The sequence below is a fragment of the Kribbella sp. NPDC049174 genome (assembly GCF_043197365.1).
Taxonomy (GTDB): Bacteria; Actinomycetota; Actinomycetes; order Propionibacteriales; family Kribbellaceae; genus Kribbella.
In genome coordinates, this window is record NZ_JBICSZ010000017.1 from 89,600 (window position 1) to 103,066 (window position 13,467).

13 protein-coding genes are annotated in these 13,467 nt (G+C 69.0%); 10 read left to right on the top strand and 3 right to left on the bottom strand.

Annotated features, from left to right (window positions below):
• Positions 1–37: 37 nt before the first annotated feature.
• Both ACGFIF_RS42780 and ACGFIF_RS42785 read right to left on the bottom strand, forming a co-directional pair.
• On the bottom strand, positions 38–949 hold the full coding sequence (locus tag ACGFIF_RS42780) for an RNA polymerase sigma-70 factor (RefSeq protein WP_393163389.1): 912 nt from the start codon (positions 947–949) through the stop codon (positions 38–40).
• A complete protein-coding gene (locus ACGFIF_RS42785) occupies positions 928–1,479 on the bottom strand; it encodes a carboxymuconolactone decarboxylase family protein (protein WP_393163391.1) in 552 nt (183 codons plus the stop codon). Before ACGFIF_RS42785 ends, ACGFIF_RS42780 begins: the two co-directional genes overlap by 22 nt.
• Before the next feature lie 164 nt (positions 1,480–1,643).
• Here ACGFIF_RS42785 and argC point away from each other — a divergent pair, with 164 nt between their 5' ends.
• Genes argC through ACGFIF_RS42825 form a run of 8 tightly spaced genes read left to right on the top strand, consistent with a single transcriptional unit; the run spans position 1,644 to position 9,547 of the window.
• Entirely contained in the window at positions 1,644–2,675 is a 1,032-nt protein-coding gene (gene argC / locus ACGFIF_RS42790; RefSeq protein ID WP_393163392.1) for an N-acetyl-gamma-glutamyl-phosphate reductase, read from the top strand.
• Positions 2,672–3,874: a bifunctional glutamate N-acetyltransferase/amino-acid acetyltransferase ArgJ gene (gene argJ / locus ACGFIF_RS42795; RefSeq protein WP_393163394.1), complete on the top strand. Its 1,203-nt coding sequence runs from the start codon at positions 2,672–2,674 to the stop codon at positions 3,872–3,874. Before argC ends, argJ begins: the two co-directional genes overlap by 4 nt.
• Positions 3,871–4,758, top strand: coding sequence for an acetylglutamate kinase (gene argB / locus ACGFIF_RS42800; protein WP_393163396.1), 888 nt, complete (start codon positions 3,871–3,873; stop codon positions 4,756–4,758). The genes argJ and argB overlap by 4 nt, the downstream gene beginning before the upstream one ends.
• Positions 4,755–5,957: an acetylornithine transaminase gene (locus ACGFIF_RS42805; protein WP_393163398.1), complete on the top strand. Its 1,203-nt coding sequence runs from the start codon at positions 4,755–4,757 to the stop codon at positions 5,955–5,957. Before argB ends, ACGFIF_RS42805 begins: the two co-directional genes overlap by 4 nt.
• On the top strand, positions 5,954–6,886 hold the full coding sequence (argF, locus tag ACGFIF_RS42810) for an ornithine carbamoyltransferase (RefSeq protein ID WP_393163400.1): 933 nt from the start codon (positions 5,954–5,956) through the stop codon (positions 6,884–6,886). The genes ACGFIF_RS42805 and argF overlap by 4 nt, the downstream gene beginning before the upstream one ends.
• Positions 6,883–7,392 (top strand): arginine repressor, encoded by a 510-nt coding sequence (locus tag ACGFIF_RS42815; protein ID WP_393163402.1) that lies wholly within the window; start codon positions 6,883–6,885, stop codon positions 7,390–7,392. Before argF ends, ACGFIF_RS42815 begins: the two co-directional genes overlap by 4 nt.
• A gap of 11 nt (positions 7,393–7,403) precedes the next feature.
• Positions 7,404–8,819: an argininosuccinate lyase gene (argH, locus tag ACGFIF_RS42820; protein ID WP_393163404.1), complete on the top strand. Its 1,416-nt coding sequence runs from the start codon at positions 7,404–7,406 to the stop codon at positions 8,817–8,819.
• Positions 8,820–8,845: 26 nt separating this feature from the next.
• Positions 8,846–9,547: a DNA-3-methyladenine glycosylase gene (locus ACGFIF_RS42825; RefSeq protein ID WP_393163406.1), complete on the top strand. Its 702-nt coding sequence runs from the start codon at positions 8,846–8,848 to the stop codon at positions 9,545–9,547.
• Here ACGFIF_RS42825 and ACGFIF_RS42830 read toward each other — a convergent pair.
• Positions 9,544–10,503 (bottom strand): LLM class flavin-dependent oxidoreductase, encoded by a 960-nt coding sequence (locus ACGFIF_RS42830; RefSeq protein WP_393163408.1) that lies wholly within the window; start codon positions 10,501–10,503, stop codon positions 9,544–9,546. The two genes, ACGFIF_RS42825 and ACGFIF_RS42830, sit on opposite strands and share 4 nt — an antisense overlap.
• 120 nt (positions 10,504–10,623) lie before the next feature.
• Here ACGFIF_RS42830 and ACGFIF_RS42835 point away from each other — a divergent pair, with 120 nt between their 5' ends.
• Together ACGFIF_RS42835 and tyrS are read left to right on the top strand one after the other, a co-directional pair.
• Positions 10,624–11,661, top strand: coding sequence for an App1 family protein (locus ACGFIF_RS42835; RefSeq protein ID WP_393163410.1), 1,038 nt, complete (start codon positions 10,624–10,626; stop codon positions 11,659–11,661).
• A gap of 49 nt (positions 11,662–11,710) precedes the next feature.
• Positions 11,711–13,015, top strand: a complete 1,305-nt coding sequence (gene tyrS / locus ACGFIF_RS42840; protein WP_393163412.1) for a tyrosine--tRNA ligase — start codon at positions 11,711–11,713, stop codon at positions 13,013–13,015.
• Positions 13,016–13,467: the final 452 nt, after the last annotated feature.

Here is a 13,467-nt window from a genome sequence, read left to right on the forward strand (position 1 = left end):
CACCTCCATCTGCGACTGAGTTGCAGATAGTTTACGGTCAGCTGAGTTCGTGGAGGGTTGGTACCGTGTGCAGCTTGTCCGGGTTGCGGATCAGGTAGAGGCCGGTGATCAGGCCGTCGGTGGTCTGGAAGAAGGTGACCGTGTCCGGCTCGTCGTCGTAGTACGCGATGAACGCGGTCTCGCCGTTGAGCGAGGCCAGCCGGACCTCGAAGTTCGGGTTCTCCGCGATCACGGCGAACATCCAGCGGGCGATCTTGTCCGCACCGTGGATCGGGCGCAGCGCAGCCTTCTTCTTGCCACCGCCGTCGCTGATCAGCACCGCGTCCGGCGCCAGCAGCGACACCACCTGATCGAAGTCGCCGGACCCGGCAGCCGCCATGAACCGCATGGTCAGCTCGTTGTGCCGCTCCTTGTCCACCCGGTGCCGGGGCTGCCGCGCGTGTACGTGCTCGCGGGCCCGGTGCGCGAGCTGCCGTACGGCGCTCTCCGATCGGCCGAGCGTGTCCGCGATCTCGTCGTACGGGAGATCGAACACCTCACGCAGGACGAACGTGGCCCGCTCGAGCGGTGACAGCGTCTCGAGGACGACGAGCATCGCCATACTCACCGAGTCCGCCAGTTCCACCGCGGCCGCCGGGTCGTCGGCGGAGCTCGCCGGGATCGGCTCGGGCAGCCACGGACCGACGTACTCCTCCCGCCGTGCCTTCTGCTGGCGCAACCGGTTGAGTGCGAGCCGGGTAGTGATCCGGATCAGGTACGCGCGTGGGTCACGCACCTCCGCGTGGTCGACCGTGGCCCAGCGCAGCCACGCCTCCTGGACCACGTCCTCGGCGTCGCTGACACTGCCGACCACGCGGTACGCCGCGCCGACGAGCACCGACCGATGCTCGTCGAACTCCCGCGCGAGCTGCTCGTTCGCCTCGTCGGTCACGCCGGCCTCAGCTCGCACAACTCCTTGAAGCCCTGGCTGGTCAGGCCGAGCGCGGCGTTGGTGCGGGAGCGGTAGTTCTCCAACGACACCCATGCGGTCAGTTCGACCAGTTGCTCGTCGGTCAGGTCCTGACGCAGCCGGTCGACCTGCTCGTCGGTCACCTGCGGCGGCGTCGCCGTCATCGCCTCGGTGTAGTCCATCACCGCGCGCTCCAGATCCGTGTAGGCGTCACTGTCCCGCCACCCTGGCACATCGCGCAGCTTCTTCGGATCGACACCCTGGTGATGGAACTCCCAGTAGCCGAAGTCCATGCACCAACTGCACCCGATCTGCGCCGACGACACCATCACCGCGAGCGCCTTCAGCGTCGGGTCGAGCTTGTTCCAGCGGGTGGCCGACCCCTCCATCAGCATCATCGACACCAGCACCCGCCGGTTGTGCATCACCGCCTGCCCAGGGTCCAGCACCTTCCCGAACTTCTTCCGGCTGCCCCACTCCGAGAGCCGGACGAACCAGGTCCGCTTGTGCTCCAGCGTGATCCGAGCCATCACATCCACCTCCAGGTCGTCGTCATCCTTCGGACACGCCGCACCGGCAGGCGTGTGACATGACCTGGATCACACGAGGTTCTCCCCGCCCAGAGTGGGTAGGTGACCTCCGGGCGCAGTGAGCGATCTTGAATACTCATCCACCTCATGGCATACTCATTCATATGAGTGTGAAGGTGGCGGTGGCCGGGGCCAGCGGATATGCGGGGGGTGAGCTGCTTCGGCTGCTGAGTGCGCATCCTGAGGTCGAGATCGGCGCGCTCACCGCCGGAGGGAACGCCGGGACGCCGCTCGGGCAGCACCATCCACACCTCGTGCCACTGGCCGGGCGCACCCTGGTCGAGACCACGGCGGAGAATCTCGCCGGTCACGACGTGGTGTTCCTGGCCCTTCCGCACGGACAGTCCGCCGGAATCGCCGAGCAGCTCGGCGAGGACGTCACCGTGATCGACTGCGGCGCGGACTTCCGTCTGACCGAGGCCGAGGTGTGGACCGAGTTCTACGGCGGCGAGCACGCCGGCTCCTGGCCGTACGGGCTCCCGGAGCTCCCCGGTCAGCGCGAGAAGCTCCGCGGCACGAACCGCGTCGCCGTACCAGGCTGTTATCCCACCGTCTCCACGCTCGCCCTGCTGCCCGCCGTACAGAACAGCCTCGTCGATCCCGGCCAGCTGGTGGTGGTCGCGGTCAGCGGTACGTCGGGCGCCGGCAAGGCACCGAAGCCGCACCTGCTCGGCGCCGAGGTGATGGGCTCGGCCACCGCGTACGGTGTCGGCGGCGTCCACCGGCACACCCCGGAGATCGAGCAGAATCTCACGCCGTACGCCGACCAGCCCGTGAGCGTCTCGTTCACCCCGGTGCTGGTGCCGATGTCCCGCGGCATCCTCGCCACCTGCAGCGCGCCGATTGCCGACGGCACCGATCTTGCCGCGCTGCGGAAAGCCTACGAGGACGCCTACCGCAACGAGCCGTTCGTGCACGTGCTGCCCGAGAGGCAGTGGCCGCAGACGCAGGCCACCCTCGGCGCGAACACCGTGCAGTTGCAGCTCGCCCTCGACCAGCGCACCGGCCGCGCCGTCATCGTGGCCGCGATGGACAACCTCACCAAGGGCACCGCCGGCGCCGCCGTGCAGTGCATGAACCTGGCCACCGGTCTCGACGAGACCACGGCCCTTCCCCTCATCGGAGTAGCACCGTGACCGTTGCAGTCACCTCGGACACTCAAGTCGATCGGAGCGCCGGGGTCACCGCGCCGGCCGGCTTCCGTGCGGCCGGGGTGATCGCCGGGATCAAACCGGCCGGCACACCGGACCTCACCGTCGTCGTCAACGACGGCCCGTACGACGTGGCCGCCGGTGTCTTCACCACCAACAAGGTGAAGGCAGCGCCGGTCCTGTGGTCCCAGCAGGTTCTGACCGCCGGCAAGTTGAAGGCCGTCGTGCTGAACTCCGGCGGCGCCAACGCCTGTACCGGACCGGAAGGTTTCCAGGACACCCACAAGACTGCCGAGAAGCTGGCCGAGGTGCTCGGCGTCGGCGCGGCCGAGATCGGCGTCTGCTCGACCGGCCTGATCGGCGAGCGGCTCCCGATGTCCGCGCTCATCCCCGGAATCGATGCTGCCGTAGCTGCCTTGGGCAACGGTCCTGAGCACGGGCTGGCCGCAGCCACTGCGGTGATGACGACCGACAACGTGCCGAAGCAGGCGGTGCTGAAGCACCCCGACGGCTGGAGCATCGGCGGGTTCGCCAAGGGCGCCGGCATGTGCGCGCCGAACATGGCGACCATGCTCAGCGTCATCACGACGGACGCCGTACTGGACCAGCCGCACCTCGACCACGCGCTGCGGAACGCGGTCGGCAAGACGTTCAACCGGCTCGACGTCGACGGCGGTACGTCGACCAACGACACCGTGCTCCTGCTCAGCTCGGGCGCGTCCGGTGTGACCGTCGGGGCGGACGACTTCGAGGCCGCGTTGACAGTTCTGGCTGCTGACCTGGTGAAGCAGTTGCAGGCCGACGCGGAAGGTGTCACCAAGCACGTCAGCATCACGGTCCAGGGCGCGGCCACCGAGGCCGAGGCGATCGCCGCCGCGAAGGTCGTTGCCGAGGACAACCTGTGCAAGACCGCGTTCTTCGCCTCCGACCCGAACTGGGGCCGGATCGCGATGGCGGTCGGCAACGCCCCCACCGCGTTCGACCCGTCGCTCCTCGACATCACGCTGAACGGGGCGCCGATCTGCGTGGCCGGCGGCAAGGGTGTCGACCGGTCCGAGGCCGATCTGAGCGGTCTCGAGATCGACGTGGTGATCGACCTGCACGCCGGCCCGGCGTCGGCCACGGTCCTCACCACCGACCTGTCGCACGCGTACGTCGAAGAGAACTCGGCGTACTCCTCATGAGCTTGACGACGAGTCACGCGGCCGCCGTGGAGAAGGCCGCGGTCCTGACCGAGGCGCTGCCCTGGCTGAAGCAGTTCCACGGCAAGACCGTCGTGGTGAAGTACGGCGGCAACGCGATGGTGGACGAGGAACTCAAGCGCGCCTTCGCCGAGGACATCGTCTTCCTCCGGTACGCCGGGGTCCGCGTCGTCGTCGTGCATGGCGGCGGGCCGCAGATCAGCGACATGCTCAGCCGGCTCGGCATCGACAGCGAGTTCCGCGGCGGGCTGCGGGTCACCACCCCGGAGGCGATGGACGTCGTCGGCATGGTCCTGGTCGGCAAGGTCGGCCGCGAGCTGGTCGGCCTGCTGAACGCGCACGGCCCGTTCGCGGTCGGGATGTCCGGCGAGGACGCCGGTCTGTTCACCGCTGAGCGCCGTACGGCGATGGTGGACGGCGAGTCGGTCGACATCGGGCTGGTCGGCGACGTGGTCGACGTACGGCCGGAGGCGGTCGTCGACCTGATCGACGCGGGCCGGATCCCGGTGGTGTCGACGATCGCGCCGGACGAGGACGGCCTGGCACACAACGTCAACGCGGACACCGCCGCGGCGGCTCTCGCGGTCGCGCTCGGTGCCGAGAAGCTCGTCGTCCTGACCGACGTGGCCGGGCTCTACCGGAACTGGCCGGACAGCGACGAGATCATCACCCAGATCGACGCCGCCGAACTGGCCGAGCTGCTGCCGTCGCTGGCGTCGGGCATGGTGCCGAAGATGGAGGCCTGTCTGCGGGCGGTCGAGTCGGGCGTGTCCCGGGCGACCGTGATCGACGGGCGGGTCCCGCACTCGCTGCTGCTGGAAATCTTTACCGACGCCGGAAGCGGAACCCAGGTGATTCCCTCATGACCGAACTGCTGACCGTCGACGGCACGCAGAGTGCGCTGACCGAGCGGTACTCGAGTGCGCTGATGAACACCTTCGGCGCGCCGAAGCGGGTGCTCGTCCGCGGTGAGGGCGCGTACCTGTGGGATGCCGACGGCAACAAGTACCTCGACCTGCTCGGCGGGCTCGCGGTCAACTGCCTCGGCCACGCGCACCCGTTCGTGGTGTCCGCGGTGACCAGTCAGCTGGCCACCCTCGGGCACGTGTCGAACTTCTTCGCCTCCGCACCGCAGATCGCGCTGGCCGAGAAGTTGCTCGGGCTCTTCGACGTCCCCGGCAAGGTGTTCTTCACCAACTCCGGCACCGAGGCGAACGAGGCCGCGTTCAAGATCACCCGTCGCACCGGCCGGACCAAGATCGTCTCCACCGTCGGCGCCTTCCACGGCCGGACCATGGGCGCGCTCGCGGTGACCTGGAAACCGGCGTACCGGGAGCTGTTCGCGCCGCTGCCGGGTGACGTGGAGTTCGTCCCCTACGGCGATGCGGAGGCGCTGGCCGCGGCGGTCGACGACGAGACGGCGGCCGTCATCCTCGAGCCGATCCAGGGGGAGAACGGCGTCGTCGTACCGCCGGCCGGTTACCTGCAGGCGGCCCGGCGGATCACCTCCGAGCATGGCGCGCTGCTGTGGATCGACGAGATCCAGACCGGGATCGGGCGGACCGGGACGTGGTTCGCCTACGAGGCCGACGGGATCACACCGGACCTGGTGACGGTGGCGAAGGGCCTCGGCGCGGGGATCCCGATCGGTGCCTGCATCGGGCTGGGCCCGGCCGCGGACCTGCTGCAGCCGGGCAACCATGGGACCACGTTCGGCGGCAACCCGGTCGCCGCGATCGCCGGGCTGGCCGTGCTGACCGTGATCGAGCGGGACGGGCTGCTCGCCAACGTGAATGCCGTCGGCAACCACCTGGCCTCGTCGATCATCGCCCTCGACCATCCGCTGATCGCCGGTGTCCGCGGCCGCGGGCTGCTGCTCGCGATCGAGCTCACCCAGCCGGTGTCCGACCAGGTGGCGGCGCTCGCGCTGGAGGCCGGGTTCGTGGTGAACAATCCGATCCCGAACGCGTTGCGGCTGGCGCCGCCGTACATCCTGAGCAAGGCTGATGCCGACAGTTTCGTCGCGGCTCTCCCGGGGCTGCTCGACCAGGTGGGGGCGGGATGACCAGGCATTTCCTCCGTGATGACGACCTGAGCCCGGTCGAGCAGGACGAGGTCCTGACGCTGGCGCAGCAGCTGGTGACGGACCGGTACGGGCACAAGCCGCTGGCCGGGCCGCAGACGGTCGCGGTGATCTTCGACAAGACGTCGACCCGGACCCGGATCTCGTTCGCGGTCGGGATCTCCGAGCTCGGCGGCGTACCGCTGATCATCGACGCGCAGACCTCGCAGATGGGCCGCGGTGAGCCGATCGCCGACACCGCGCGGGTGCTGGACCGGCAGGTCGGGGCGATCGTCTGGCGGACCTCCGGGCAGAGCCGGATCGACGAGATGGCCGCCGTGTCCCGGGTGCCGGTGATCAACGCGCTGACCGACGAGTTCCATCCGTGCCAGATCCTCGCGGACCTGCTCACGGTGCGGCAGCACAAGGGGTCCACGGCCGGGCTGAAGCTGGTGTACCTCGGCGACGGTGCGAACAACATGGCGCACTCGTATCTGCTCGGTGGGGTGACCGCCGGGATGCATGTGGTCGTGGGGTCGCCTTCGGAGTACCAGCCGGATGCCGCCGTACTCGCGCGCGCTGAGGCGATCGCGGCGGAGACAGGTGGCTCGGCCGGGTGGACCGCTGATCCTCATGCGGCGGTCGACGGTGCCGATGTCGTTGCCACCGACACCTGGGTGTCGATGGGACAGGAGGCCGAGGCGTCGTTGCGGGAGGCACCGTTCGTCCCGTATGCGGTGACCGAGCAACTGATGTCGAAGGCAAGCGCCGATGCGATCGTGCTGCACTGTCTGCCGGCGTACCGGGGCAAGGAGATCGACGCGGCCGTGATCGACGGTCCGCAGTCGGTTGTCTGGGACGAGGCGGAGAACCGGCTGCACGCGCAGAAGGCGCTGCTGTCGTGGCTGCTGGCAAGGAACTTCAGCTCATGAGTATCGCCGTACCGACTACGAAGACCGCTCGGCAGCAACGGATCGTCGACCTGCTCGGGCGGCAGCCGGTGCGTTCCCAGACCGAGCTCGCGGACCTGCTGTCGGCCTCCGGGCTCGTCGTCGGGCAGGCGACGCTCTCGCGCGACCTGGTCGAGATCGGTGCGGTGAAGGTCCGCGACTCGAGCGGACAACTGGTGTACGCCGTACCGGGTGAAGGCGGTGACCGTACGCCGCGAGCCGGTGAGGCCGCCGCCTTCGAGGCCCGCCTGGCCCGGGTCGCGTCTGAACTGCTGGTTTCGGCGGAAGGCAGTGCCAACCTGGTGATCCTGCGAACCCCGCCGGGTGCGGCCCAGTACTTCGCGTCGGCGATCGACCACGTGGGACTGGACGACGTACTCGGCACCATCGCCGGCGACGACACCGTCATGGTCGTCTCCCGGAACCCCACCGGCGGCCCGGCCCTGGCCACCCGCTTCCTGTCCCTGGCAGCCCGCGAACACAAGTAAGGAACTGTGAGTTGAGTACTGGAGAAAGTGCTGCCCTGTGGGGTGGCCGGTTCGCGGGTGGGCCGGCGGATGCCCTGGCGGCGCTGAGCAAGTCGACACAGTTCGATTGGCGGCTGGCGCCGTACGACATCGCTGGCTCGAAGGCGCACGCGAAGGTGCTGCACCGAGCGGGGCTGCTGACCGACGAGGACCTGTCCGCGATGCTGGCCGGGCTGGACGGGCTGCTGGACGACGTACTGACCGGGAAGTTCCTGCCGGCCGAGGACGACGAGGACGTGCACACGGCCCTGGAGCGCGGTCTGCTCGAGCGGCTCGGCGCTGAGCTCGGCGGACGTCTCCGGGCCGGCCGGTCCCGCAACGACCAGGTCGCCACGCTGTTCAAGGGGTACCTGCGCGAGCACGGCCGCATCATCAGCAGGCTCGTGCTGGACCAGGTCAACACGCTGGCCGAGCAGGCGGAGAAGCACCTCGGCGTCGCGATGCCGGGCCGCACCCACCTGCAGCATGCGCAGCCGGTCCTGCTCTCACACCACCTGCTCGCGCACGCCTGGCCGCTGATCCGCGACCTCGACCGGCTCGCCGACTGGGACGCCCGGGTGGCCGCCGACTCTCCGTACGGATCGGGGGCCCTGGCCGGCAGCTCGCTCGGCCTCGACCCGCAGTACGTCGCTCGTGAACTCGGCTTCACGGATTCGTCGGCGAACTCGATCGATGGGACCGCGGCCCGCGACTTCGTGGCGGAGTTCGCCTTCGTCACCGCGCAGATCGGCGTCGACCTGTCCCGGCAGGCCGAGGAGGTGATCATCTGGGCGACGAAGGAGTTCGGCTTCGTCGAGCTGGACGACGCGTTCTCGACCGGGTCGAGCATCATGCCGCAGAAGAAGAACCCGGACATCGCCGAGCTCGCCCGCGGCAAGGCCGGCCGGCTGATCGGCAACCTGAGCGGCCTGCTGGCGACGCTGAAGGCGCAGCCGCTCGCGTACAACCGGGACCTGCAGGAGGACAAGGAGCCGGTCTTCGACTCCATCGACACCCTCGAGGTGCTGCTGCCCGCGTTCACCGGGATGATCCGGACGCTGCGCTTCAACACGTCGCGACTGGAGGAGCTGGCGCCGCAGGGGTTCTCGCTCGCCACCGACATCGCGGAGTGGCTGGTCCGGCAGAAAGTGCCGTTCCGGGTCGCCCACGAGGTCGCCGGTGCCTGCGTGCAGGAGTGCGAGAAGCGCGGGATCGAGCTGTGGGACCTGACCGACTCCGACCTGGCCGCGATCTCGCCGGAGCTCACTCCGGACGTCCGCTCGGTGCTGACGGTCGAGGGTTCGCTGGCGTCCCGCAACACCCGTGGCGGTACAGCGGGGGAGCGCGTCGCCGAGCAGTTGACGGAACTCCGCGCCCGCGCCGCGACGCTTGGGGCACGTCTCGCCTGAGGACGCGTTCATCTAGGGTGCTGCGCATGCCTGTACGCCGCTCGCTGCTCGCGGGCCCCGTCCTCGAGGTGGCTCCGAAGGTTCTCGGCATGGTCCTGCGCAGCACCACGGACGAGGGCACGGTCGCCGTCCGCCTCACCGAGGTCGAGGCGTACGACGGTCCGTCCGATCCCGGGTCACACGCCTACCGCGGCGAGACACCCCGCAACGCGGTGATGTTCGGCCCGCCCGGCTTCCTCTACGTGTACTTCACCTACGGCATGCACTTCTGCATGAACATCAGCGTCGGGCCGGACGGGCGGCCGTCGGCGGTCCTGCTCCGGGCCGGCGAGATCGTCGAAGGTCTCGAGCTGGCCCGCGCCCGCCGCCTGCCCAGCACCCCGGACGGCAAGTTCAACCAGTCCGCCGGTGTACTGCCTGGGCGGTCGGGGGGCTTACTGCCGGGGCCGGTCGCCAAGCGGCCGAACGGCAACCCGGACCGCGATCTCGCCCGCGGTCCGGCCCGCATGTGCGTGGCGCTCGGCATCGGCCGGGACCACAACGGCGCCGACCTGCTGTCCAAGACCTCCCACGTCCAGCTGCTCCCCGGCCCCGGCTTCGACGGCGAACCGTCCACCGGACCACGGGTCGGCCTCCGCGAAGCCGCCGACCGCCCGTGGCGCTTCTGGATCCCGGGTGACCCGACTGTCTCGCCGTACCGCCCGCACGTCCCCAAACGCCGCAGCTAGCGGTTCGCCAGCTCCAGCACGTGGTCGAGCTGCGGGAGCCCGTGCTCCACCTCGGGGTCCGGGAACAGCCCGATGTGGTGCACGCCGGCAGCCTCCAGCGCCTCGATGTGCGCGGCCGCGTCGTCCAGCGTCCCGACCGCGCCGATCTCGGTCCACCAGTCGACCGGCATCCCGACCAGGCCGTCGGCACCGGACTCGTCGTACAGCTTCTTCAGATCGTCGAAGAACGGCAGCGCCTTCAGCCCCGGGTGGTTGTCGTCGATCCGGGCCGCGAGCCACGGCGCGGTCCACTCGTACGCCGTCTTGCGATCACTCCGCACGCAGAACGCGCTGAACACCGCGACCACGAAACCCTCCGGCGAACCGGCGTACTCGACCGACTGCCGCACGTACGACGGTGTGGCCGGCTCAGCCAGCACGATCCCGCCCCCGACCCGCCCGGCCAAGGCCATCGACTTCGGGCCCATGACCCCGAGCAGGATCGGCGGCGGCTGGACCGGCGGCGCGTCCAGCTTCACGTCCTGGAGATACACGGTCTTGCCCTCGACACTCACGGTCTCACCGGCCAGCAGCCTGGTGACGGCGGTGGTGACCTCCTCCAGTGCGGTGAGCGGCGACTTGGGCCGGACCCCCATCTGGCCCATCCACTCCTGCACACCGTGGCCGATGCCGGGCAGGAACCGACCGGGCGCGAGCGCGTCCAGGGTGGCCAGCTCCATCGCGGTGACGGCCGCGGTCCGGGCAACCGCCGGCAGGATGCCGACGCCGACCGTGAGCCGCTCGGTCGCGGTGAGGGCGGCGGACACGAGCGACGGTCCGGCGGTGTAGAAGCAGTCCTCGATGATCCACAGCTCGTCCGCGCCGCCCTGATCCAGGCGGCGGGCCACGTCGGTCACCAGGGCAGCGGGGTAGGTCCGCGGGAAGCACATCCCGAGAGCGGCAGAGGTCTGTGTCATGCGAAGACCGTAGAGGCCGCCGCCGACAGTTCTCAAAGGACTTCCGGCAGTTCGGTAAAGGTCTTCCCAGCGGGTGGGGCAGCAGGCGTAGTTGCCCCTGCTCCGGGTAGGTTTCGGACTATGGCCCGTCCGCACTACGCGTCCCGTCTCGAGGACTGGTTCAACATCGGGGTGCAGGCGATCCTGCGGCGTCGCGGCTGGCGGGAACGGATCATCCCGCACGTCGGCTACGGCACCACGCAGTTCGTCCGGGTGATGGCGCGCGTCGTACTGAGCAGGGACCCGCGCAACCAGCCCCGGTACGACGAGGACCACGTGGTGCGCGGCTGGCGCGTCTTCGTCACCGCACCGGCGACCAAGGTGAAGGTCACGGTCACGGTGAGCGGGCAGACGTTCGAGGCCCTGACCGACCGCGGCGGCTTCGTCGACCTGTCCGTGCCGGTAGTGCTGCCCCCGGGCTGGCATGAGGTCAACCTGGGTGTGCACGGCGAGCGAGAGGCCCGGGGACGGGTCTACGTCCCGGACCCGGACGTCACCCTCGGACTGGTCAGCGACATCGACGACACGGTGATGCTGACGATGCTGCCGCGTCCACTGATCGCTGCGTGGAACACGTTCGTCCGCGACGAGCAGGCGCGTCGCGTCGTACCAGGCATGGCCGAGATGTACGCCGAGCTCCTGGCAGACCACCCTGGCGCGCCGATCTTCTACCTCTCCACGGGCGCCTGGAACACCGCACCCACGCTGACCCGCTTCCTGGCGCGGCACGGGTACCCGGCCGGGCCGTTGCTGCTCACGGACTGGGGACCGACCAACACCGGGTGGTTCCGCAGCGGTCAGGAGCACAAGCGCTCGGCCCTACGCCGCCTCGCCGCCGAATTCCCGAACGTCCGGTGGGTCCTGATCGGTGACGACGGCCAGCACGACCCGCAGCTGTACGGCGACTTCGCGCAGACCCACCCCGAGCACGTCCGGGCCATCGGCATCCGCCAGCTCACCCCGGCCGAGCAGGTGCTGTCGCACGGTCTCCCGGTCCCCAACCCGGACCCGGGCGCCCACGACCCGCACCGTCCGACGGCCGCCACGGTGCATGCACCCGACGGCCACGCGCTCCGTCCTCAGCTCCAGGCCGTCCTGACCCGCCCGGACGCCACATAGGCCGCATACAGGACACTTGTAGTCGACCGACGTACTCGAGGAGAGACAAGTGACCGACAGCGGGACCGAACGCCGCACCCAGGTACTCGACGACCTGGAGAGCCGCGGCCTGATCGCGCACTCCACCGATCCAGACGCCCTGCGGGCCGCGATGGCGGCCGGACCGATCACCTCCTATGTCGGCTTCGACCCCACCGCGCCCAGCCTGCACATGGGCAACCTGCTGCAGTTGCTGACGCTGCGCCGCCTCCAGTTGGCCGGCCACAACCCCATCGGCCTCGTCGGTGGCGCCACCGGGCTGATCGGCGACCCCAAGGAGAGCTCCGAGCGGGTGCTGAACCCGAAGGACGTCGTCCAGCAGTGGGTCGAGAAGGTCCGCGGCCAGGTGGAGAAGTTCATCGACTTCGACCAAGCCCTGCCGAACCCCGGTCGCATCGTCAACAACTACGACTGGACGAAGGACCTCAACACCCTCGACTTCCTCCGTGACATCGGTAAGCACTTCCCGGTGAACCGGATGCTCGGCCGGGAGGTGGTGAAGGCGCGGCTGGAGCAGGGGATCAGCTACACCGAGTTCAGCTACGTGCTCCTGCAGTCACTGGACTACCTGGAGCTCTACCGCCGCCACAACTGCACACTGCAGACAGGTGGCAGCGACCAGTGGGGCAACCTCACGGCTGGTGTGGAGCTCATCCGTCGTACCGAGGCCGGCAAAGCGCACGCACTGGCCACACCACTGGTGACCAAGGCTGACGGCACCAAGTTCGGCAAGACGGAGTCCGGCACGGTGTGGCTGGACCGGGAGCTGACATCGCCGTACGCGTTCTACCAGTTCTGGTTCAACACCGACGACCGCGACGTGATGCAGCTGGTGCGGTTCTACACCTTCCGGACACCGGAGGAGATCGCCGCACTCGAGCAGGCGACCGCGGAACGACCACAAGCACGTGAGGCCCAGCGACTGCTCGCCGAGGACGTCACCACGCTGGTGCACGGCGAGGAGGAGACCAGGAGAGTGCAGGAGGCGTCGAAGGCGCTCTTCGGCCAGGGGGAGCTCGCCTCTCTCGACGGCTCCACACTGGTCGCCGCACTCCGCGAAGCACCCCACGTCGAACTAGGCGCCGGCGAACCGATGCCGACGTACGGCGACCTGCTCGTGAAGTCCGGTCTGGTCGCCAGCAAGTCGGCCGCGCGCAGGACGGTGGCCGAAGGCGGTGGGTACCTCAACAACGAGAAGGTGAAGGACGCCGAGTACGTACCGGGGTCCGATGACCTGCTGCCGGGTGGAGTGCTGGTGCTGCGACGCGGAAAGCGTTCGTTTGCAGGGGTTCTGGCGTCGTCGGCGGGTGGCTGAACCTGCTGCCCGGGTGGGATGCCGGCGCGAGGGGAGGTGCCTTCGGGGCCTCCCTCCCCACTCCCACAAAGTGGATGCCGAGAGCAAATTACAACCGTGTGATCCTGCCCACCGGGAACCGATTTGACCGGCCACCTCGAAGCCACGTAATGTTCTTCTTGTTGGAGCGAGGCGCGGGACGCGAAAGCGGCCGGTCGCTCCGAACCCCCCAAGGCTAGCTGAGCCGAACCGCGTCGTCTGACTCGGGCCGGTAGCCGCCACGTGGGTGGAGGATCAGAAAATCGGGTCTTGACTCGGTGGATCTGCTCCGGTACAGTAACGCAGGTTGCCCCGGAGTCCTTGGCCGAAAGGTCTGGACGCGGTGTGCGTCCGATTCTTGAGAACTCAACAGCGTGCCGAAAGTCAATGCCGAAATTGTTTTATCCCCGTTCACAGGCATTGGATGATTCTTC

Excerpts from the sequence above, each read along its gene's own strand:
- argB (WP_393163396.1), top strand. The coding sequence starts at position 3,871 with ATGAGCTTGACGACGAGTCACGCGGCCGCCGTGGAGAAGGCCGCGGTC.
- ACGFIF_RS42825 (WP_393163406.1), top strand. The coding sequence starts at position 8,846 with ATGCCTGTACGCCGCTCGCTGCTCGCGGGCCCCGTCCTCGAGGTGGCT.
- argC (WP_393163392.1), top strand. The coding sequence starts at position 1,644 with ATGAGTGTGAAGGTGGCGGTGGCCGGGGCCAGCGGATATGCGGGGGGT.
- ACGFIF_RS42815 (WP_393163402.1), top strand. The coding sequence starts at position 6,883 with ATGAGTATCGCCGTACCGACTACGAAGACCGCTCGGCAGCAACGGATC.
- argF (WP_393163400.1), top strand. The coding sequence starts at position 5,954 with ATGACCAGGCATTTCCTCCGTGATGACGACCTGAGCCCGGTCGAGCAG.
- ACGFIF_RS42805 (WP_393163398.1), top strand. The coding sequence starts at position 4,755 with ATGACCGAACTGCTGACCGTCGACGGCACGCAGAGTGCGCTGACCGAG.
- ACGFIF_RS42835 (WP_393163410.1), top strand. The coding sequence starts at position 10,624 with ATGGCCCGTCCGCACTACGCGTCCCGTCTCGAGGACTGGTTCAACATC.
- ACGFIF_RS42785 (WP_393163391.1), bottom strand. The coding sequence starts at position 1,479 with ATGGCTCGGATCACGCTGGAGCACAAGCGGACCTGGTTCGTCCGGCTC.
- ACGFIF_RS42830 (WP_393163408.1), bottom strand. The coding sequence starts at position 10,503 with ATGACACAGACCTCTGCCGCTCTCGGGATGTGCTTCCCGCGGACCTAC.